Origin of the sequence: Paenibacillus etheri (assembly GCF_001012825.1) — a bacterium.
Classification (GTDB): domain Bacteria; phylum Bacillota; class Bacilli; order Paenibacillales; family Paenibacillaceae; genus Paenibacillus_AQ; species Paenibacillus_AQ etheri.
Map to the genome: position 1 here is coordinate 153721 of NZ_LCZJ02000043.1, position 21112 is coordinate 174832.

The window sequence follows — 21112 nt, forward strand, 5'->3', positions numbered from 1 at the left end:
ATGGATTTCAATAAACTTACTCGAAAACTGCAGGAAGCAGTGGCTGCGGCGCAGTCGCTTGCATCGGGCAGCGGACATCAGGAGATCGATAATCTCCATCTGTTAAAAGCGTTACTCCAGCAGCAAGAAGGCTTGCTGCCAAGATTGCTGCAAAAGATAAATGTCCCAGTAGCTGAGATGCTGCGCAGAACGGATGAACTGCTTGGGCGGAAGCCGAGTATAAGCGGATCAGGAGCAAGTACGGTACGGCGTTATGCCTCGCAATCGCTGATCCATCTGTTGGAACAGGCGGAGAAAGAAGCGGCGAAGATGCAAGATGAGTTTGTTTCGGTAGAGCATGCCGTACTGGCCATGGTGTCGGATTCGAGCAGGGACAATCGTGAGCTGCGTGATCTTTTTGTTAGTCGTGGACTAACACGCGAGAAGCTGATGTCTATACTTGCTGAGATTCGTGGGCATCAGCGTGTAACGAGTCGGGAGCCAGAGGCTACTTATGAGGTGCTGGAGAAATACGGACGTGATCTTGTGGCAGAGGTTCGCGCGGGCAAGATCGACCCAGTCATCGGACGTGACGCAGAGATACGCCGCGTGATCCGAATTCTGTCCCGCAAAACGAAGAACAACCCTGTGCTTATTGGTGAGCCAGGTGTGGGTAAAACAGCGATTGTGGAAGGCTTGGCTCACCGGATTGTACGCAAAGACGTACCGGAGGGGCTGAAGGACAAGACGATTTTCTCGCTGGATATGAGTTCTCTTGTAGCAGGCGCGAAGTTCCGTGGTGAATTTGAAGAACGTCTGCAGGCGGTACTGCGGGAAGTACGTGAAAGTAACGGCCGCATTATTCTTTTTATTGATGAGCTGCACACGATTGTAGGCGCAGGTAAAACCGAAGGCTCGATGGACGCGGGTAACATGCTGAAGCCGATGCTGGCCAGGGGCGAACTGCACTGTATCGGTGCCACAACGCTCGATGAATACCGCAAGTATATAGAGAAGGACCCTGCGCTGGAGCGCCGTTTCCAACAGGTGCTGGTCAGCGAACCGGATGTAGAGGATACGATCTCCATCCTACGCGGTCTGAAGGAACGGTTCGAAGTCCATCACGGGGTCAAAATCCATGACAGCGCCCTCGTCGCTGCAGGCGTTCTGTCTAACCGCTACATTACGGATCGTTTTTTGCCGGATAAAGCGATCGACTTAGTGGATGAAGCTTGTGCCATGATCCGTACGGAGATAGACTCCATGCCGGGTGAGATGGATGAAGTGACCCGCCGTTTGATGCAAATGGAGATTGAAGAAGCAGCGCTCAAAAAAGAAACAGACGACGCCAGCAAACGCCGTCTGGAAATCTTACAACGTGAACTCGCCGACCTCAAAGAGAAGCAGCTTGGGATGACGGCGCGTTGGGAGAAGGAAAAGTCAGCGATTCAAGGCATTCGCGACCTCAAAAAACGTCTGGAACAAGCACGCAAGGATCTGGTCGATGCTCAGGAGGAATACGATCTTAATAAATCGGCCGAATTGAGCTATGGCATCATTCCTGATCTGGAGCGTCAATTGAAAGCGGCGGAAGAAGCGGCACAGCAGGATCAAGATACAAGATTATTGCGTGAAGCTGTAACCGAGGAGGAAATCGCAGATATTGTGTCGCGTTGGACGGGCGTTCCAGTTAGCAGACTGATTGAAGGCGAACGGGATAAGCTGCTGCGTCTGGAAGAAACGCTGCATGAACGGGTTGTGGGCCAAGATGAAGCTGTCAGCTTGGTGGCCGATGCGGTGCTTCGGGCAAGAGCTGGGATCAAAGATCCGAATCGGCCGATTGGTTCCTTTTTGTTCCTCGGTCCGACTGGAGTAGGGAAGACCGAGCTGGCTAAATCGCTCGCGGTCTCTCTCTTTGATCGCGAAGATGGCATGATCCGTATTGATATGTCGGAGTATATGGAGAAGCATAGTGTTTCCCGCTTAATCGGTGCGCCTCCGGGATATGTCGGGTATGAGGAAGGTGGACAGCTCACAGAAGCCGTGCGGCGTCAGCCTTATACAGTAGTGCTGCTCGATGAAGTGGAGAAGGCGCATCCCGATGTATTTAATATTCTGCTGCAGCTGCTTGATGATGGAAGGCTGACCGATTCTCAGGGCCGGATGGTTGACTTCAAGAACACGATCATTATCATGACCTCAAATATCGGTTCACCACATCTGATTCAAGGCACTGATGAGAAAGGTCAGCTTACGGAGACTGCCAAGGACAGTGTAATGAAGGAACTAAGCGGTCATTTCCGTCCAGAGTTCCTAAACCGGGTTGACGATATTGTGATGTTCAAGCCGTTGACCCTGGGTGAGATCGAGAAAATCGTGGACAAACTGGTGGACGGATTACGTTTACGCCTTGCTGAACGGGAGATTGGTCTTGAGTTAACTGAAGCTGCGGTACGTTTTATCGCTAAGGAAGGTTTTGACCCAGTGTATGGGGCGAGACCGCTGAAACGCTTTATCCAGCGTAGTCTGGAGACCCGTGTGGCACGTGCGATCATTGCTGGTGAAGCCGCAGAGGGTTCAGTGATTCAGGTAGACGAATCCGGCGGCGGCCTGACAATGAGTATTATGAAACCAGATGTTGATGAATCACAGCGTAATGAATAAGAAGAAGTTAGCAAAACAGCTCGTACAATGAAAAAAAGGCGTCCACAAAGCCGTTAAGGTTTTGCGGACGCCTTTTTTTGCTGTACCCTCACTCCACCCAAGGTATTAAATGAGGATGTTCATCCAGGATGGACAGGTATTGCTCCTTCCAGCCGTATTGGCCATCGGGATCAAGGAGCATGTAACGTAGATATTTTTCTAAACGGAATTCTGCCTTCGACCAACCTAAGTGTTTGAGTCGCAAGTTGCTTAGCTGGTGGGGAAGCTCGAAGACATTCTCCGGGAATCGCCCACAGTGCTGTGGGGATTCATTCCATACATAGTTGAAGTCTTCTTTATAACGAAGCAAAAAAGGACGGTAATTCAAATGAGAGCGCCAGTAAATATCTTCTCTGTAATGGGTGGCGTTCCATAAATCGTAGAGACGGAAACAGAATAGATCGACCTCGTCAGCGTACAGCAAGGGTTCGATATTTGCCGCAAAGCTCGTTTCAAAGATTTCGTCTGCATCCAGACTCAGAATCCACTCGGGCTTCGTCTTCAGAACCTCTTCCCACTGCTGCTTTCGCAGCTCGATTTCATTGCTGAATTTGGATATGGTATTGTGCACGAGATGAACGGGAATGCCTTCAAGCGCCTCCAGGCAGATAGCTGCTGAATTATCGGTGCTGCCATCGTCAATAATGACGGCCTCGTCGATGTATTTGCGATGCTCCTCCAGAACCTGTCGCAGAAAGCGCCCACTTTCATTTTTCACAACCATGGTGAGGGTTAGCTTGGGCCGCTTTCTGGCTAGGGGGACTATTTCTTTGGGACTTTCATTGTCTGGATTGTCCGGTGTGGATGTCGGCTCTGTCGATACAGGTACTTCCTCCGTAGATGAACCGCTCTCAGTATTAGTGGCTTCAGCTGTGGCCTCCGTAGTTTCTTTGATGAAATCCTCAACTTTACTCAGATCACTGTCCCTATATAAGTGTAGCGCCGGATAATGGGTATCGACGAACAGAGGGATGCCAAGGGCTGCGGCACGAATGCAGAAATGACGGTCTTCTCCCCAGTATGAAATGTTGCGAATTTGATTATAGCTAACCCCAGCTTTTATCGCATGCTGACTAATCAATGTACAAGCCCCGAGTCCGCCCACCTCATAGATTCCGGGAATCCGCATCTTAGCGATGAATTCATGAAATCTGCGATTAATCTCCTCTGGTTGCAGTTTTTCACCGGGCAGTAGCTCCCACTGATTGTATTCGTCGTGCATCCATACCTGCGGCTGAAACATAGTCCCTGGCTGCCACTGCGTCCAGAACACCTCTGAAATAATATCCTTATTCGTACCTATTAGATGTCTGAGGGTATCGGGATGGAGAAGGAGATCAGAGTCGATCAGGAACAAATAGTCATAATTCAGGGTCTGGGCCCGGTTGATCATGAGATTCTTAAAATTGGCTACTTTCCAGACCAAGTTGGTATTCCAAAAGTGGGTAGTATCATTGCGAATATACGCATCGTGAAAGCCGGAGCTCTGAAGATAAATATGATCACCCATACTTTTGAATTCCTGGAGCAGCCGACTTGATTCCTCATCATCATTATCATCAACCAAATGGAAATCCAGCTCGATATTGGCTACGTTCAGACGAAGCAGGGAATTCAGGAATTCTTTTAAAACCATAGGCTTCTGGTGAATTGGACTGCCGATCAATACGCGAATCTTGTTTTCCGTCATTGCCGCCTCCTTGGGGAACGCCCCTCTTTCCTTGGATGATCCTTATGTTCTCAATATATTTACAGGAGAGCGGCAATAATCCTTATTTTTCAAAGTTCTGTAACTTAAATGAGTGTTAGATATATTAATTCGTAACGATCTGCTGTACAATAACCGAATAATTAGATACAGATGACAAAATGAACAGCAAAGGATGAGCGCTATGGATAAATCATCGATCGATTCCCTCAATATTACATTAATGTGAAATGCTATCCATTGTAATTCCTAGTATTCCGATATACAATATAAAAAACACAAGCAACGCAGAACATAGAATACGGGGGAGAAACTTATGCGAAAAGGATTATCTGGAGTTATTACTTTGATTTTGTTAACATTTTTGATTAGTGCGTGCTCCGGAGGGAACACCGCCACTTCTACAAATACAAATCAGACGCCTGCTACTAATGATGGAACGACAGCAAGCACTGAGCCTAAAGATGGAGGCAACTTGATTATTGGAGTCGCTGCTGATCCTGTTATTCTAAATCCGAACTATGCGGGTGACCGTGTCAGTCTTACGATTGACCAAGCGCTCTATGCTCCACTGTTCCAAGTAAATGAGGGTAAGAAGACCTTCTACTTGGCAGACAGCCTGACACTGTCAGAAGATAACCTGACTTATACTTTGAAGCTTAAAGATGGTCTTACATGGCATGACGGAGAAAAGCTTACTGCTGACGATGTCGTGTTCACGATTGATAGCATCCTCGATGAGAAGCAAAACAGCATGTTGAGAGCAAACTTATTCATCGGTGATAAACCCGTTAAGGCCGTTAAGGTGGATGATCTGACCGTAGAGTTCAAGCTTCCGCAGGTCAGCCCAGCTTTTGAAGCTACACTAGTGCAAGTATTTCCGATTCCAAAGCATATTTTTGAGAATGAGACGGATCTAGAGAAAAGCACCAAGAATGCTAATCCTGTTGGATCTGGACCATTTAAATTTAAAGAATATAAAGCGGGCGAATATGTTACACTCGAGAGATTTGATAACTACTTCGGCGGCAAGCCACATCTTGATTCTGTAACGTACCGGATTGCTAAAGATACGAATGCTGCGAATCTCGCACTTCAGAGTGGTGAGATCAACATTAAGTATCTAGATCCACAGGATGTTGGAACGATTGAAGCTTCGAACAATTTCGAGATCCTTCCTTATAGTGAAGGCCGATTGTCCTACCTGTTGTTTAATGCGAACAGCGATAGAGGCGCTCTTGCTAAAAAAGAAGTTCGTCAAGCCTTGTCTCTAGCACTAAGCCGTGATGAAATCATTCAGGCTGCTTATACCTCTAGCGAGTATGCTGACCCGGCGAAGTCATTCTTGACTCCGGATGCATTGTTCTATACTAATGACGTACCTTCTTTCGATAATGATGTGGAAAAAGCAAAAGAGCTTCTGCAATCGGCAGGGGTTAGCGATCTGAAATTGAGATTGATTGTATCGAGCGGTAATAAAGCTCAGGAAGCCATTTCACTATACGTGCAGCAAAAGCTAAAGGCCATTGGCGCTGAAGTTGAACTGCAAAATATGGATGCCTCGGCATATGGTCAGAAGTTCAGTGATATGAATTCAACAGACTTTGAACTTGCGATTGCAGGTTATATTATGGGTTACGATCCTGATGCTTACAGAATTTTGTATACTTCTACTGCTGACTCTAACTACTCGCATTATAATAATGGTGAGGTTGATAAGTTGTTCAATGAAGGTGCAGGAGAAGCAGATGTGACTAAACGTGGTGAGATCTATAAGAAGATCCAAGAAATCATTGCTGACGATGCACCGATTTATCCAATCGCTAATACTAAGACTATTGTAGCTGTCTCCAAGAACTACGGCGGTCTAGAAGAAGCAGTCTTGAAGCCTGTCGTTATTTTTGAAGATTTATCGAAAATCTACCTTAAATAAAAACGGGAAAAAGTAAGCTGGGTTATCCAGCTTACTTTTTTACCGATACAGAACTGGGAGAATAAACGTATGAGACAACTTATCGTCCGAAGATTACTGCAAACCCTGCCGATGTTGTTTTTTGTTTCGGTTGTGTGCTTTGCGATGATTAAGCTGGCTCCGGGGGATCCGGTATTATCCTTCGTTACGCCGAATATGCACGCGGATGATATTGAGCGCATCCGGCATAACCTTGGGCTGGATAAGCCAGCCTACATTCAATATTTAATCTGGATTAAAGAAATACTGCAGGGGAATTTCGGTTATTCCTTAGTGAATCATCAGCCAGTATTGGATCAAATTCTAGAACGCCTGCCTGCAACCGCAGGTTTGATGGGTTCTGCAATCGGTCTTGCTGTGTTACTGGCGATTCCACTCGGTCTTATTGCTGGAGCAAACCGGAACCGCTGGGTGGATAAGCTGATTAATTTCTTATCCTATGTCGGAATATCCGTGCCTTTGTTTTGGCTTGCCATCTTACTGATGTACTTATTCGCGATTAAGCTGCACCTGCTCCCTATTATGGGGATGCGAACGATTGGTGTGGAATCGGCGTTTGATGTATTCAAGCATGGTATCCTGCCTTGCACCGTGCTTGCTTTTGGATTCCTGGCTGGTTATGTGCGATACATTCGCTCTAGTACCATTGGACAGCTAAAAGAAGAGTATGTGCAGATTCAATATGCTTTTGGATCTAACAAGACAACGATTCTCTTCCGTCATGTAATGAAGCATGTATTGCTTCCTGTAATTACATTGCTCGGGATGTCTATGGGTGATCTGGTGGCAGGTGCAATTGTTACAGAAACAGTATTTTCATGGCCAGGGATTGGCTCTTTGGGGATGACTGCAGTTAAAGGGATGGATTACCCCGTAATTATGGGAATTACTCTGTTCTCCTCTTTAATGCTGATCATCGGCAATCTGGTCGCGGATATTCTATATAGCTTCGTGGACCCACGAATTAAATTAACGAGGTGACCTCATGAATCGCAGTAAATGGAAAAGTGTTGGAGATGAGCTATTTACGAATAAATTGGGCGTCCTTGCCCTCATTACTTTAATCATCTTCACACTGGGCTCTATATTTGCTTTTGTATCTGGACATGATCCGAATGCGATGGATGTTCTGGCACGTCTGAAATCTCCAGGAGCCGATCACTGGTTCGGAACGGATGACTATGGCCGGGATTATTTTGCCCGCGCATTGTATGGTGGTCGGGTGTCCTTGCTAGTTGGCTTTGCTTCAATGATCATTGCTACAGGCATAGGTGTGACGGTGGGCGTAATCAGTGGATTCTTTGGCGGATGGGTTGATAATCTTCTCATGCGGATGCTTGATGTAGTGCTGTCTATTCCTTCTTTCTTAGTTCTGCTGCTGCTTAGCGTATTTCTGAAGCCGAGTGTTGGGAATATCATCATTATTATTGCACTATTAATGTGGATGAATATCGCCCGTGTCATTCGGGCAGAGACGATGACGATCAAAGAACGGGAATATGTACTCTATGCAAAAGCCTCTGGACAGAGCAATTTCGGAATTATTTGGCGTCATATTCTTCCGGGGTTAGTGCCTGTTGTCATTGTGGGTGCGACGAATAATATCGCTTCGGCGATTATGATGGAGTCCTCCCTAAGTTTCCTCGGGTTTGGGGTACAACCTCCAAATGCCACCTGGGGTAGTATGCTTAACAATGCGCAGGGATATATCGCGCAAGCGCCATATCTGGCTTTATTCCCTGGATTACTGATACTATTAACGGTACTGAGCTTTAATGTTTTGGGTGATATTTTGCGGGTAGGCTTTGAACCGAAGCTGATCCGAAGATAGGAGTGTGAAGACATCATGACGGAACGGCTATTGTCTGTCGAGGATTTGAAGGTTTCGTTCCATACAAGGGACGGAGAGAATCAAGCAGTTCGCGGCGTTAGCTTTCATATAGATGCTGGTGAGACGGTAGGAATCGTCGGAGAATCTGGTAGTGGGAAGAGTGTGACTGCCAAGGCGATTATGTCGTTAATTACACCTCCGGGTAAAATTATCGGTGGAAATATTAATTTTCGTGGTGAGAATTTATCGAACCTTTCGGAAAAAGAGTGGAGAAAGCTGCGCGGTAACCGCATAGCAATGGTGTTTCAGGACCCCATGACCTCTCTTAATCCTGTAAAAAAAATCGGCCAGCAGCTTACGGAAGTCATCCGTCGCCATCGGGGTTTAAATAAGCAAGAAGCGCTTAAAGAGGCGGCAAGCATCCTGCGTCAGGTAGGTATTAATAATCCTGAACAGCGGCTGCAGCAATATCCGCATGAATTCAGCGGCGGGATGCGCCAGCGGGTCATGATCGCCATGGCTCTTTCTTGTAAGCCAGAGCTATTGATTGCAGACGAGCCGACAACTGCGCTCGATGTAACAATACAGGCGCAAATTCTCGATCTTTTTAAAGAGTTGAAAAATAATACCAGTACAGCTGTAGCGCTTATTACCCATGACTTGGGTGTGGTCGCTCAGGTATGTACACGGGTTATCGTAATGTATGGTGGACTTGTGATGGAGGAAGGCACGGTGGAGGATATCTTTTATCGCCCGCAGCATCCTTACACGAAAGGTCTGCTTCGGTCGATTCCGAAGCGTGACGGCAAGTCGCGGGAACGCCTTATTCCTATCGAAGGTACACCTCCGGATTTGCTGAATCCTCCTTCGGGCTGTCCATTTATGGAACGTTGCCCTAATGCTTTTGCCCGTTGCAGCGAACGTCCTCCGGTCATCGAATTATCGCCTGGTCATCGTTCGATGTGCTGGCTGGCAGACGGTGTGCAGGAGACTCCAGCCGTAGCTGGTGTTGAAGGGAGCGGTTCTGTTGAGTGATAATAAGATTCTAGTGGACGTAAATAATCTCAAAAAACATTTCTCCAAAGGCAAAGATATATGGGGACGCGATACATCGGTGCTTAAGGCAGTAGATGGCGTAAGCTTTCAGATTCGTCAGGGGGAGACCTTTGGACTGGTCGGAGAGTCGGGAAGCGGCAAGTCCACGGTTGGACGCTGCTTGCTGCGATTGTATGACTATACAGATGGTGAAGTATCTTTTGACGGGCAGCCGCTGAGCAAGCTTGGAGAGAAGCAGCTTAAGCCTTTTCGCAGACGGATTCAATCGATCTTTCAAGATCCCTATTCTTCTCTTAATCCAAGCCTGAATGTACTTGATCTGATCAGTGAGCCTATGAAAATCCACGGCATCCACGAAGGAGACGAGCGTATAGAGGCTGTTGCGGCACTGCTGGATAAGGTGGGTTTAAAAAGAGAGCATCTTTATCGCTTTCCTCATGAATTCAGTGGTGGGCAACGCCAACGGATTTCGATCGCTCGAGCATTATCCGTGAAACCTGAATTCGTAGTGTGTGATGAACCGATCTCAGCGCTGGATGTATCTGTTCAGGCTCAGGTAGTGAATATGCTGGAGGATTTGCAGTCGGAATTTGGGTTGACCTACCTTTTTGTTGCGCACGATCTGTCGATGGTACGGCATATTTCAGACCGGATTGGCGTGATGTATGGCGGTCGTCTCGTAGAGGTAGCCGAAAGTGACGAACTATACGAGAACCCTATTCATCCTTATACGAAGGCGCTGCTGTCTTCGATTTTGGAGACGGACCCTAAGCGGGCTAATCAGAGAATTATTTTAGATGGATATTCGGCAGAGTACGGCAGGGCGGAGACTTCTACATTGCAGGAAGTGAGTCCGGGTCATTATGTTGCATATGATTTCATGGAATAGGTAGAATCTATATACAGGTATGGGAGGAATCAGGATGTCAGAGAATTTGAACCGGGTAAAGTTATCCCAGTGGGATGCTTTACTGGTAGAATCACTTCGCGCTTTGGGCTGGTCCAATGAGGATATTCTTCGTAAAGTGGCGGAGGGCGATTTGCCCGTTGACGAGAGTGAATACGAATTTGATTATAAGCAGTTGACCACTTTGCAAGCGGAGCAGCCAGAACTGTTCGAGCAAGCGGTGAAGACAGGCTATCAAATTAAGTACAACACGATTCGTGGCATTCGTAGCTGGATATGGGTTGCTCTTGGTAAAGAGGCGGAGCTGGAGCTGGAAGAGGGTAAAGAAGCCATAGAAATGGTATTGACGACAGCCGAGAAGAACCGGCTGGAATCTGTGCTGTCTTTCGGCTGGCAGATTCACGGCGGAGCCGGTGTGGAAGACGAAGCTGGCGCTAACGCAAGCTACCGGATCGAACCGATTCAACGATAGTCTCTCCGAGCACTATATGGGTGTATGGGGCTTGATCCTGAAAGAACGCCCTTATCCTTTCTTCATGGAAAGGATAAGGGCGTTCTTGATTAGTTCACTTCAGGCCGGCCACGCCGGAAGCTGATTTCTGCTTTACCTGTGTGTAGCTGCCACATATGCCAGAATACAAACGGAACAATCATAATAAAGTTGATGATTCCCCAATAGTTCATGACATCTGCATTGTACCACGACGAAGCATCCATTAGTGTCGGGAACAGGTTAACGAAGCAGGCGCGTAGAAGTAGATGTGCCGCTAATGTATAGACCCGCGCAATGATGTAGAGTTCTGGGCGGCGTTTGATGATGGGATAGAGCTCGGCCGCGAGAAGAATGCATAGCGAGCTTGCAAAGAACTTCGGACTCTCGGCATAGACGAAGGCTGCGTTCCAAGTTGTATAGAGGAAGTTCCAGCCGATTGTCGTATATGCAATGAGATCGCCGTGTGATTCTGTAGAGATCTTCCAGTATTTTGGCGCAAAAGGGATGGTTATACATAATAGGAGGCCGGTAAGCGCATTGAACGTATTCCCCATCGTAAAGTCTTTAATGGTCGCTTCCATGATATTAAGGAATAGAACGCCATATACGAACCACAATACCCAATCCTTCTGCAACCCATTCCAGAACGGTCCTTTTCGTTTCTCGTAGTTAGCAATACGAATGAATCCAACAAATATCGTAGGAAGAATTACACTTAAAATCTTGGCCCAGCGAAACCAGCCTTCGACACCGCCCATAAGCCATAAGGGGAAGGTTAGTAAAGAAGCAATCCAGAACCAGTGGGCAAACTTATAATGTTTGCGCATGATACTGACAACAATAAGAAGTAGAACTATGTAGCCGATCATACTAACGCCGTACTGCCATGCAGGAATATCCATGATAAACCTCCTTTTTTTGTGAAAGCGTAATCAAATTGTGTCAATACTAAGCTTCAGCCCTACGAAGCTTGGTTAATTCAAAAACATAACAACTGTTCGGTTTTATTATATTAGGAAGCCGTTTGTCTTGTCTGTGTTAATTAGCACACACAAAACAAATTAGATTCAGTACTCTTTTCATATAAAAAAATTCGCAACAAGCGATTCAGTTGGGCGGGGAGTTTATGTCTGAGGATAAAAAATTACATATTATTGAGGCGACGAATCGTGTTATCTATCGCATGGGTATTGCGGGTACGACAATGCGGAGAATTGCCGATGAAGCAGGGCTTAGCACGGGGGCGTTGTATCATCATTACAAAAGTAAAGAAGAGATTCTTTATGATGCGATGGATCGCAGTCTATCCGTATCTACGAGAATTGCCGAGGAGGTACAGCAAGGGAAGTATAGCCGCGGGGAAGTTATTAAGCGGATCAGTGAGAATGTGAAAGACCGTTTTAACAAAATAGATGACAATCGAATGCAGTTCTATCTTGCCCAGGAAGCGATACTCGGGAACGAGGAAATCTCTAATCAATTGAAAGTTAAGTATAAGAAATGGATTGGTCATACTGAGGAGCTGTTGCAACGCTTGTACGAAAAACAACCCGGGAAATACAATAAAGCCATTGCCTCATTGCTGATTGGAGCTATTGACGGGATCGTTATGCAGACGCTGCTGGGTGTGGCGAATACGGATGAAATTGAAGATATTTGCGAGGTATACCACAAGCTTCTTGTAGAAGGCATTCCGAAGCTGCTAGAAGCATGGGATGAGTAACGCAGAGCGTGGTGGTGTGGCTAATACTTCTGCGCTTAATTTACAGAATAAAACTCCCCGCAGCTTGCTGCGGGGAGTTTTATTATACGTTTACTGCTGTATAAGCTACCTCATATTGTGCAGCTTCAATCCAGGTTCCCGTTCTAAAATCTCTGCCCCGGACAAGCACTTTATCGCTATACACTTCCACATAGAAGCCTTGGCTACCCGTCTTATGCTTGTCTTCGTTTGTCCAAAGGTAGGCGACGGAAGCAGCATTAAACATCGTGGCGATCTCTCCATGACCAGGGAACATAGTGTTCTCGACCTCTAGCTCCCAATGGGTGTGTCCAGTGAATAACAAGGTCTGGGGGTATCTTGAAAGAATCTCTTTTAATTCCTTATCTTGCGTGACGCCGTACCAATCTTGTGATTCTAGCGATCCAGCTACGGTATCTTTAAGCGGTTGATGCAGGAAAAGAAAAACAGGCTGATTTGGTGAAGATTGCTCCCCAAGCTTATGCTCCAGCCAATCAAGCTGTTCTGAGGAAAGGTCACAGAATAGGGGCAATCCTTGTTCTGTACCCAGAAAAATAAAATGATAGCCGTTGATCCAGTGATCATGATAGGATCCAGACATTCCAGTCTGTGACGTATACATCCCTAAGCGAGACTCCCAATTTCCAAGGCCCACATCATGATTGCCTAAGGTAAAGATAATTTCGGGCAGGTCGGTTTTATACTGATTGAGGATACGGAGCATTTCTTCGTATTCAGCAGGGAACCCGTGGTCTGTGACATCGCCGATATGCATAATCCCGCTGCTGCCTTCCCCATGCGCTGCTATATCACGAAGTGCCAGCTCGAAGTTAAGATTGTACTCATGATCTCGTTCAGCGGTGACATGGGTATCCGTGATGATCTGAAAGGTGATAACTGGTTTATCTTCAGGTGATGTGTTCGTACTCATGTTTGGGCATCCTCCTTCATCTATGAACCTATCAAATACTGTTTCTGTTCGCTAATGCGTCTTGCCGCTAATGTTTAGCCCTATGATTCCGGTAATGATAACGGCTATCCATAGTAGTGAGGATAGGGTTAGCTTTTCTTCAAAAAACAGGGCTCCTATGAAGGAAATCAGGATGATTCCCGCTCCTGACCATATTGCATAAGCTACGCCTACCTTAATAGAGGTGAGGGCATAATTCAGGGAGGTGAAGCTGGCTCCATAGAACAGAAACATGAGCACGGAAGGCCAGAGCTGAGTGAACCCCTGAGATATTTTCATCGAGATGGTCCCTGAGAGCTCGAACACAATAGCCAGCGTTAGAAACATCCATGCCCATATTCCGTCTATTTTCACTGGGAAGTAACCTCGATTCTGAGCTCAGCATAAGATTGTACAATGAGATCTGCATCCGGGAGAATATGCATCGAAGCAATAGTGTCTTCATTCTCAGCTATTCCTATAGCTACCTGTACACCCGCTGCTTTAGCCATTCGCATATCTCCATTAGTGTCGCCGATAACCGCTGTATGCGCGGGTTCTACGGCCAACCTTTCGCAGGCAAGCTGCACCATGTCGGGGAATGGTTTACCCTGATCCACAAGGTCTGTTCCAATTACCTCGGAGAAATAATGCCGTATGCCGAGCCATTGGAGATGTTTCTCTGCAGCATCTGTTTCATCTGCGGTCACCACAGCGAGAGGGATGCCCGCACTCACACACTCATTAAGAAAACGATGAAGTCCCGGCAGCGAATGAACGGGGCGCTTCTCTTCCAACATGACATCCGCTTCCAGACGGCACTGATGAACAAGCTCCATGGACTCCGCCCACGATAAACCTTGCAGATAACCCTGCCATGACAGGATGGCATAGAGATCATTCATAGTCCCCATAGCCAGGGGTCCGTTGCGATCATAATTGGTAATGCTTCCTTGGGCATTGTGTATAGTTCCCAATAATGCAGGGAGCTGTTCTTCTGGAATCTGTAGTCCTCTTTGCTTCATATCCTTCGTAAATCTCTCTAACAAACATTCGCCCCAGCTGCCCCAGAGGGATACGAACTGAAGCAGCGTACCATCCTTATCGAATAGAATAGCTGCTACAGCATATCTGCCTTGTGGCGTGATGAGCTCAGACATGAAGTCCACCGCCCTTTATTTTAATTTATCAAGCGCTGCTTGTGCCGTTTCTTGTGCTTCCTTAAGTGCTTGTGCTGCTGGGATATTCTCAATTTGTACCTGATCTGCGGCGATTGTCAACGCATCGTTAATTTTGCCCCCAGTTGGGTCTTGGAAAGGTGCAGAACCATGAGAAGCTTGCATCAATGGAACCTTAATCTGTGGATTGCTTTCGCTGAATGACACAAACGCCGGGTCTTGCAATGCGGATTGGCGCACCGAAATATATCCAGTATTAATCGACCAGAAGGCTGTGTTCTCAGCATTTGTGAAGTAGGTTAGCCATTTCATAGCCGCTTCTTTCTCACTGTCGCTAGCTTTAGATAGAATGCCGGCCATCAGTGCCTGGGCTACGGGTTTGCCTTCGCCAATCCCTGCCCAGCCTGGCTGCTCCATAGCCGAAACAATGCTGAAGTCTAAGTCGCCCTGATCCCCACTGGATCCCGTGTAGCCTGCGGATTGACCTTTCATTACATCGTCGATCGTCTTGTACCAATACTCCCAGCCTTGGCCGCCGGAATGAATTCGCATGATCTTATCCTCGTGAATCCACTTGCGGAATAAATCCCAGGTTTCGATCCACTCTTTAGAGTCGATCATAACTTGTTTGCCATCCTCACTAAGGATAGTGCCTCCTTTGCTGAGCACGGCATCAATCATGTTCCCTGAACCCCACATAGGCTCCCAACCGAAGAAGGTGGTTTTGCCGCCGTCTTTCACTGTCATTTTCGCAGCTGCGGCAGCTAGATCTTCCCAAGTCTTTAGTGTGCTCGCATCAATTCCATTCTTCTCAAAAGTATCCTTGCGATAGTACATAACCTGCGTTGTTCCATACATCGGCAGGAAGTATTGCTTGCCATCAACCTGGCCTTGATTCAGAAAGGTTTGGACAAAATCCTCCTTATTAAAATCTGGCTGCAGTGCCATAAGCTCGTCTATCGGAGCGAAATATCCTTTACGGGCCCAATCTACATTGGAGGAGAGAGCAGCAGCAGGCACTTTTCCTGTAGCGATAGCTGCTTGCAGCTTCTGTTCGGTTTCAGTGTAGTCTGCCTGTGCGATACCTTTGACGATGACCTCTTGCTGAGAGGCGTTAAATTTCTGAATCAGTGCTTCCATATTCTCACCAAGCTTGCCGCCGAGACCATACCAGAATTCAATGGTTACCGGTGCATTTTGTGTGGGCGCAGCATCTGCGGAGGGAGAGGTAGAAGCTCCATCCGCCGCTGTAACATTGCCTGTACTCGCATTTCCTCCGCAAGCTGTTAACATTGTAAATCCCGCAACCAAAGATAGGGTGGTCAGTCTCTTCAATACGTTCATCATCATTCTCCTCTTATTAAAATAGAATGGTTAGCTTATCCTTTGCTGGAACCAGCAGTCATGTTGACGCTTTGCATGATCGTTTTCTGAGCTATTAGAAAGACTAGCAGCAACGGGGCGATGGTGAATGCGCTAGCGGCCATGATCAGCGGCCATTTCAATCCGTAAGCACCTCCTTGAGTGAAGAAACTACGCAGACCGGCCGAGACCAGCTGTAGATTAGGGTCTTTGGTGATGAGCATCGGCCAGAAATAGTTATTGTACTGATCAATGAAGGTGATCAGGGCTAGCACAGCAAAAGAAGAACGTGTGATAGGGACAAGAATGGTCCAGAGAATCCGCATATGTGAGGAACCATCCACTTCTCCAGCCTCCACCAGCTCATGGGGAACCTGAAGGAATGCTTGCCGAATTAGAAAAATGGAAAAGACACTTACACAGTTAGATAGAATCAATCCGGCATATGAATCCAGTAGATGAAGCTGGGACATTACCAGATATCCGGGAAGATAAACGGCGGTGGCAGGTACCATATAGCCGAAAAGAATAACGCCTGAGAACAGCCCTCTGAAGCGGAATTTCATATGCGTAAGCGCATAAGCCATCATGCCGGAATTTATCACTTGTAAAATAACAATCGCCACGGCGACAAATACGCTATTGCCCATATATCTGAAGAAAGGGGCTTCGTGCCAGGCGGCTGAAAAGTTACTCCACAGCGGCTCTTTAGGCCAGATCGTGGGCGGAGACTGCCAGATTTCATCATTGGTTTTTAAGGCACTGGTGACCATCCAGTAGAAGGGGAAGGCCATGATCAGTGCGATAGCTGCAAAAAATAGATGGCGGGTAAGTTTACCCACTCGTACGATCGTTGCATTCATCAGTCGTTCTCCTTTACAGCGGTTGTTATTGATAATGGGTTGTCCGTTCACTAACCTCTAGCGAGACTACGGATAGCAGCATACATATAAGTACCAGAATCATTGCGACACTAGAGGCTTCTCCAATCTGAAAAGCTTCGAAGGCAGACTGATAATACATATAGAGCAGGGTACGTGTTGATCCTGACGGTCCACCTTGTGTAAGCACGTTGATCTGGTCGTAAGCTTGTAACGCACCGATGATCTGTACGATGAACAGAAACAGTGTCGTTGGAGAGATTAGCGGTAAAGTAATCCGGCTGAATTTTTGAACAGCATTTGCTCCATCCAGTTCAGCGGCTTCCAGCAGATCCGTAGAGACATTGCGTAGTGCCACCAAGTAAAAAATCATCGCCCAGCCTACCGATTTCCATATCGTCACGAGCAGAACGCCGAGCAGTGCCCATTTAGGATCTTGAAGCCAGCCGATTTTTTCAAGACCTAATAGATCAAGTACAGTATTGGCAAGGCCGATTTCAGGTTCATAGATCCAGGACCAGACAATGGATACCGCCACGGTCGGCGTGACCCAAGGGGAGAAAAGAAGTATCTGATAGAGAGTGGAGCCTTTCAGCTTCCCATTCATCAGGAGTGCTAGTCCAAGTCCGATCAGAATAACGGGCAGTACACTTCCCGCACAGAATAACAAGGTTACTCTTAGCGCTTTATAGAAGGTGGGATTGCTGAACAGATCCAGATAGTTGGTTAGTCCGACAAAGGTTTTCTCGGGGCTCATGAAGTCCCATTCGGTAAAGCTGAGATAAAATACATAAAGTAATGGCGCGAGCCAAAATACAATGAATGGAATCATTGCCGGCAAGGTGAAGAGCACCGGTTTCAACTCCCCTATAAATCTTGAGCGTTTCATTATTCTGTCGATACCCCATTCCATCTTCTGTTTTTTGCGGTATAATTCTGAGGAAAACTCTTCCGTTCAAAAAAAATTGTACACTCATCGGGCAGCTGTGTGGTCAAGTGGGCGTAAAGATCGATGCGAGATTATGTAAAAATTTAAGAGATTAGCAAAAGTAGTTGCTATTTTGTGTAAAATAGAAGGGTAGATTCTAGTGGAATGAAGGTGCAGCTATGAAACAGGTAGCCTTTGGTGAAGAGAATAAAGATTTATCTCCACGTGAGCAGCTGCTGCGTCCGATGATCGATGCGATTGCTCAGACGATGGACTTATATGGCGCCAATTACTCATTCGGGCAGCTGTATGGAATTATGTTCTTTGAAGACCGGCCGATGACGCTTGAAGAGATGAAGAATGTGATGAATATGAGCAAGAGTAATATGAGCTATGGCGTCCGTTCTTTGATGGCTTCCAAGATGGTGACTAAGCTGGAGGAGAAGCGGGAGCGAAAGGATCTGTATGCAGTGGAAACAGATTTCTTTCAGACCTTTAAGAACTTTTTTGGGATGAAGCTGCAGCGGGAGATTGATGTCATGAGACAAGCCTTGGATGTTGTTATTCCTGAGCTGGAGGGATTGGTTCAAGCCGTGGATACGCCTGAGGAAGAGCGGCACTTCTGCCTGAAGGATCTGGAGAAACTGGAGCATGCCGTTCAATATTATAATTGGCTGCAGCAGTTTGTGGACGAGCTTGGGGAAGAGAATTACTTCGCAGATAAGAGTAGGTTCTAGACCGTCTACAATTACACATAGATGTACATAATTATATATAGATCTCCATGTGAGGGAGGTGTTCCTTAAGCCATTTCAGGCTTAGGGATCGCCTCCTATTTTTATTATAAGAAACAAAAAAGAAGAAAATGTAACCAAAAGTAGGTGGAACTGTCACCAAATATGTAGTTACATAGTGAATAAAAGATCTTTTTAAGGAGATTCAGAGCTTGCATACGAAAAAATATATGATACTTTTAGTCATCGTTCTGCTAATAAGTCTTGCTGTTATTTTCAACAATCGACGCGAGTCTTCTGCAGTTACTATAAATGTGAATGGTCAAATCATTAAGACAGTAGCCACATATCGAGGCTCGCCTGATGAGCTAATGATTCCCAAGGCTGCTGCAGAACAGGCCCTTAATATGCATATCGGCTGGCAGAAGCAGGGGCCATTTCCGAAAGGAATTTACTATAGAGACCATGTAGTTGTGCTGATGTACCATCATCTTTCAGAGAAGCCAATGCCGCAGTTTCCTTGGATCTTATCCGCCGATCGGTTTGATGATCAAATGAACCTGCTGAAGCAGGAAGGGTTTCATGTGATTACGATGGAACAATATCGAGAATTTATGCTGAATGGTGGCACGGTTCCAGACAATGCGGTGCTGCTGACTTTTGATGATGGATATGAGAGTTTTTATGAGTTGGCCTTTCCGATCCTGAAAAAATATGGCTATACGGCAGTTAATTTTGTTATCGTCTCTACGATTGATCACCCAGATCCGAATAGTGTGCCGAAACTCAACTGGGAGCAGATGCGGGAAATGAAGCGTGATGGGATGGGATTCTATAGTCACACGTACGATTTACACCATTATGGTATCGTGGATGCTGAGGGTGGGGAGCGGCCAGCCGTCAGTGCTTTGTTATATATTGACGATGAGAACAGAAACGAAATGAATACGGAATACTACAGCAGGGTTACTCGTGATTTGGCCAAGGCGGAGCAAAGGCTGAAGGAAGAGCTGGGGAATACCGATTCAGCGATTGCCTTTCCTTATGGATCATACAATGACCGATTGCTATCCGCATGTGATTCCCTCGGAATTTCGCTAACATTTAAAATCGAGGATGGGATAAATGCGAGAATGGACCGTAACGCCTCCCGAATCAACGGGGGAAGTCAGATTCTATCCGCAATCCAAACCCTTGAGCAGATCAAACATATAGAATCGCCCATGGAATTAACCCTGAATAACCAAAGAGTAGCTCTAATAGGAAGTGCGCCCGAAATGAGGGAAGGGACCTTGATGGTTCCGTTTATACAATTATGCAAAGATCTACATATTGATCTCAACTATGATCAGAAGAGTCGAATCGTTAAGTTAACGCACACAACGGGTGGCACGTAGAAGGCTAAGGAAATGTATGGAATGGATATCATCTTTCCTTATATTCATTAGGAGATTACAAAAAGTGAGAAATTTCGCCAATTTGGGCGAATCACTAGTTGCTATAAGTGAATTCCTTACTGTAGACTATAAATAGAGTACTAATTGGTAGGCGAATGGAGAGAACAGATGGAAGTATTTAAGCGTTATTACGCGAATTTAACGGTCCGGCGTTTTTTTATTTTGGGGCTGGTTGCCCTGCTGCTATTCAGTATTAGAGATATGCTCAATTTAGTACTGTTAACATTTCTGATTGCTTATGTAATGAACAGCTTTCAAGTGCTGCTCACGAAGCGGATCAATAAATATGTTGCGGTCAACAGTAAGGTCATTATTATTATTTTGTATTTAGCACTAATTGCTCTGATAGTAGTCACCTTAGTGAATTATTTACCGAAGGTCTTCACTCAGATTAAGCAGCTAACAAATTTTCTGACCAGTTTAACCCCTGCAAATATCCCGCAGAACGAAATTGCACAGTATTTATTTGCCCAGCTTAAGGATTTGAACTACCAGTCTTACGTGAAAGATGGTCTTGAATACGTCCTTAAAATAAGTAATTGGGGCACTAGCTTCGTATTATCCACCATTCTGAGCTTTGTCTTTATTCTTGAGAAGAACAGAATTGTCAACTTTACTGCCCGTCTTAAAGAGAGCAAAATTTCCTGGTTCTATGTTGAGCTTGAGTATTTCGGTAGAAAGTTCATCTCATCCTTTGGTAAAGTGATCGAAGCGCAAATTTTGATCGCGCTGTTTAATACATGTTTTACGGTGATTGGACTTTGGATATTAGGTTTTCCGTATCTATTCGCCTTATCGATTATGATCTTCCTGCTTAGTTTGATTCCAGTGGTAGGCTTTGTGATCTCTTTAATACCACTTTGTATTATTGGTTACAACATTGGTGGCATAGCAATGACGATATATGTATTGGTTATGATAGCCATACTACATTTTGTCGAAGGGTACTTCTTAAATCCAAAACTGATGTCATCCAAAATGAATCTACCTATGTTCTACACCTTTATCGTACTTCTCTTCTCTGAGCACTATATGGGTGTATGGGGTCTAATTCTTGGTATTCCAATTTTTGTATTCTTCCTGGATATACTGGAGATCAATAGAGATAACAAGATAGAGACTTAGGAATTCAGTTAAATAGCGTTGAATATACGAAGAGGGTGATCTGATAGCCATTCAATGGCTATCAGATCACCCTCTTCATTTAAATATAAGAATTTATAATCTCTACGC

The 21112-nt window shown here is 45.9% G+C and carries 19 protein-coding genes; 11 read left to right on the plus strand and 8 right to left on the minus strand.

From position 1 onward, the window contains the following. Positions 1–2643, plus strand: a complete 2643-nt coding sequence (clpB, locus tag UQ64_RS27020; protein ID WP_060626561.1) for an ATP-dependent chaperone ClpB — start codon at positions 1–3, stop codon at positions 2641–2643. A gap of 88 nt (positions 2644–2731) precedes the next feature. Here clpB and UQ64_RS27025 read toward each other — a convergent pair whose 3' ends face one another. After that, complete coding sequence (locus UQ64_RS27025) at positions 2732–4372, minus strand: glycosyltransferase family 2 protein (protein ID WP_060626562.1); 1641 nt, start codon at positions 4370–4372, stop codon at positions 2732–2734. Positions 4373–4706: 334 nt separating this feature from the next. Between UQ64_RS27025 and UQ64_RS27030 the strand changes: the two genes are divergently transcribed. From UQ64_RS27030 to UQ64_RS27055, 6 genes are all read left to right on the plus strand, one after another. Further along, the gene (locus UQ64_RS27030) at positions 4707–6323 is read left to right on the plus strand and encodes an ABC transporter substrate-binding protein (RefSeq protein ID WP_060626563.1); all 1617 of its coding nucleotides are present in this window, start codon (positions 4707–4709) and stop codon (positions 6321–6323) included. 69 nt (positions 6324–6392) lie between these two features. Next, complete coding sequence (locus UQ64_RS27035; protein ID WP_042123467.1) at positions 6393–7343, plus strand: ABC transporter permease; 951 nt, start codon at positions 6393–6395, stop codon at positions 7341–7343. A 4-nt stretch (positions 7344–7347) separates the two neighbouring features. Further along, positions 7348–8193 carry an ABC transporter permease gene (locus UQ64_RS27040; protein WP_060626564.1) on the plus strand — a complete coding sequence of 282 codons (846 nt, stop codon included), beginning with the start codon at positions 7348–7350 and terminating at the stop codon, positions 8191–8193. A gap of 15 nt (positions 8194–8208) precedes the next feature. Then, positions 8209–9228 (plus strand): ABC transporter ATP-binding protein, encoded by a 1020-nt coding sequence (locus UQ64_RS27045; protein ID WP_060626565.1) that lies wholly within the window; start codon positions 8209–8211, stop codon positions 9226–9228. Beyond that, on the plus strand, positions 9218–10138 hold the full coding sequence (locus UQ64_RS27050; protein ID WP_156417693.1) for an ABC transporter ATP-binding protein: 921 nt from the start codon (positions 9218–9220) through the stop codon (positions 10136–10138). The genes UQ64_RS27045 and UQ64_RS27050 overlap by 11 nt, the downstream gene beginning before the upstream one ends. A gap of 34 nt (positions 10139–10172) precedes the next feature. Next, the gene (locus tag UQ64_RS27055) at positions 10173–10628 is read left to right on the plus strand and encodes a hypothetical protein (protein WP_060626566.1); all 456 of its coding nucleotides are present in this window, start codon (positions 10173–10175) and stop codon (positions 10626–10628) included. Positions 10629–10717: 89 nt separating this feature from the next. Here UQ64_RS27055 and UQ64_RS27060 read toward each other — a convergent pair whose 3' ends face one another. Then, positions 10718–11551, minus strand: a complete 834-nt coding sequence (locus UQ64_RS27060; protein WP_060626567.1) for a hypothetical protein — start codon at positions 11549–11551, stop codon at positions 10718–10720. Positions 11552–11775: 224 nt separating this feature from the next. Here UQ64_RS27060 and UQ64_RS27065 point away from each other — a divergent pair, with 224 nt between their 5' ends. Beyond that, positions 11776–12372: a TetR/AcrR family transcriptional regulator gene (locus UQ64_RS27065; protein WP_060626568.1), complete on the plus strand. Its 597-nt coding sequence runs from the start codon at positions 11776–11778 to the stop codon at positions 12370–12372. Between the two features lie 82 nt (positions 12373–12454). Here the strand turns inward: UQ64_RS27065 and UQ64_RS27070 are convergent, their stop codons facing one another. Genes UQ64_RS27070 through UQ64_RS27095 form a run of 6 tightly spaced genes read right to left on the minus strand, consistent with a single transcriptional unit; the run spans position 12455 to position 17649 of the window. Then, positions 12455–13321, minus strand: coding sequence for a metallophosphoesterase family protein (locus tag UQ64_RS27070; RefSeq protein ID WP_060626569.1), 867 nt, complete (start codon positions 13319–13321; stop codon positions 12455–12457). Positions 13322–13372: 51 nt separating this feature from the next. Next, positions 13373–13687: a DMT family transporter gene (locus UQ64_RS27075; protein ID WP_060626586.1), complete on the minus strand. Its 315-nt coding sequence runs from the start codon at positions 13685–13687 to the stop codon at positions 13373–13375. A 23-nt stretch (positions 13688–13710) separates the two neighbouring features. Then, positions 13711–14499, minus strand: coding sequence for an HAD family hydrolase (locus tag UQ64_RS27080; RefSeq protein ID WP_060626570.1), 789 nt, complete (start codon positions 14497–14499; stop codon positions 13711–13713). A gap of 15 nt (positions 14500–14514) precedes the next feature. Then, the gene (locus tag UQ64_RS27085) at positions 14515–15861 is read right to left on the minus strand and encodes an ABC transporter substrate-binding protein (RefSeq protein ID WP_082651344.1); all 1347 of its coding nucleotides are present in this window, start codon (positions 15859–15861) and stop codon (positions 14515–14517) included. 35 nt (positions 15862–15896) lie between these two features. Continuing rightward, positions 15897–16742 carry a carbohydrate ABC transporter permease gene (locus tag UQ64_RS27090; RefSeq protein WP_060626572.1) on the minus strand — a complete coding sequence of 282 codons (846 nt, stop codon included), beginning with the start codon at positions 16740–16742 and terminating at the stop codon, positions 15897–15899. A 25-nt stretch (positions 16743–16767) separates the two neighbouring features. After that, entirely contained in the window at positions 16768–17649 is an 882-nt protein-coding gene (locus UQ64_RS27095; protein ID WP_060626573.1) for a carbohydrate ABC transporter permease, read from the minus strand. A gap of 218 nt (positions 17650–17867) precedes the next feature. On the opposite strand from UQ64_RS27095, the gene UQ64_RS27100 reads away from it, so the two are divergent. The 3 genes from UQ64_RS27100 to UQ64_RS27110 all read left to right on the plus strand — a co-directional run bounded on the left by UQ64_RS27100 (position 17868) and on the right by UQ64_RS27110 (position 21004). Then, complete coding sequence (locus UQ64_RS27100) at positions 17868–18425, plus strand: GbsR/MarR family transcriptional regulator (RefSeq protein WP_060626574.1); 558 nt, start codon at positions 17868–17870, stop codon at positions 18423–18425. A gap of 209 nt (positions 18426–18634) precedes the next feature. After that, a complete protein-coding gene (locus UQ64_RS27105; RefSeq protein ID WP_060626575.1) occupies positions 18635–19819 on the plus strand; it encodes a polysaccharide deacetylase family protein in 1185 nt (394 codons plus the stop codon). A gap of 168 nt (positions 19820–19987) precedes the next feature. Further along, complete coding sequence (locus UQ64_RS27110; RefSeq protein ID WP_060626576.1) at positions 19988–21004, plus strand: AI-2E family transporter; 1017 nt, start codon at positions 19988–19990, stop codon at positions 21002–21004. Positions 21005–21112 lie beyond the last annotated feature (108 nt).

Excerpts from the sequence above, each read along its gene's own strand:
- UQ64_RS27085 (WP_082651344.1), bottom strand. The coding sequence starts at position 15,861 with ATGAACGTATTGAAGAGACTGACCACCCTATCTTTGGTTGCGGGATTT.
- UQ64_RS27065 (WP_060626568.1), top strand. The coding sequence starts at position 11,776 with ATGTCTGAGGATAAAAAATTACATATTATTGAGGCGACGAATCGTGTT.
- UQ64_RS27070 (WP_060626569.1), bottom strand. The coding sequence starts at position 13,321 with ATGAGTACGAACACATCACCTGAAGATAAACCAGTTATCACCTTTCAG.
- UQ64_RS27040 (WP_060626564.1), top strand. The coding sequence starts at position 7,348 with ATGAATCGCAGTAAATGGAAAAGTGTTGGAGATGAGCTATTTACGAAT.
- UQ64_RS27030 (WP_060626563.1), top strand. The coding sequence starts at position 4,707 with ATGCGAAAAGGATTATCTGGAGTTATTACTTTGATTTTGTTAACATTT.
- UQ64_RS27090 (WP_060626572.1), bottom strand. The coding sequence starts at position 16,742 with ATGAATGCAACGATCGTACGAGTGGGTAAACTTACCCGCCATCTATTT.
- UQ64_RS27075 (WP_060626586.1), bottom strand. The coding sequence starts at position 13,687 with ATGTTTCTAACGCTGGCTATTGTGTTCGAGCTCTCAGGGACCATCTCG.
- UQ64_RS27055 (WP_060626566.1), top strand. The coding sequence starts at position 10,173 with ATGTCAGAGAATTTGAACCGGGTAAAGTTATCCCAGTGGGATGCTTTA.
- UQ64_RS27025 (WP_060626562.1), bottom strand. The coding sequence starts at position 4,372 with ATGACGGAAAACAAGATTCGCGTATTGATCGGCAGTCCAATTCACCAG.
- clpB (WP_060626561.1), top strand. The coding sequence starts at position 1 with ATGGATTTCAATAAACTTACTCGAAAACTGCAGGAAGCAGTGGCTGCG.
- UQ64_RS27100 (WP_060626574.1), top strand. The coding sequence starts at position 17,868 with ATGAAACAGGTAGCCTTTGGTGAAGAGAATAAAGATTTATCTCCACGT.
- UQ64_RS27060 (WP_060626567.1), bottom strand. The coding sequence starts at position 11,551 with ATGGATATTCCTGCATGGCAGTACGGCGTTAGTATGATCGGCTACATA.
- UQ64_RS27035 (WP_042123467.1), top strand. The coding sequence starts at position 6,393 with ATGAGACAACTTATCGTCCGAAGATTACTGCAAACCCTGCCGATGTTG.
- UQ64_RS27045 (WP_060626565.1), top strand. The coding sequence starts at position 8,209 with ATGACGGAACGGCTATTGTCTGTCGAGGATTTGAAGGTTTCGTTCCAT.
- UQ64_RS27110 (WP_060626576.1), top strand. The coding sequence starts at position 19,988 with ATGGAAGTATTTAAGCGTTATTACGCGAATTTAACGGTCCGGCGTTTT.
- UQ64_RS27095 (WP_060626573.1), bottom strand. The coding sequence starts at position 17,649 with ATGAAACGCTCAAGATTTATAGGGGAGTTGAAACCGGTGCTCTTCACC.
- UQ64_RS27080 (WP_060626570.1), bottom strand. The coding sequence starts at position 14,499 with ATGTCTGAGCTCATCACGCCACAAGGCAGATATGCTGTAGCAGCTATT.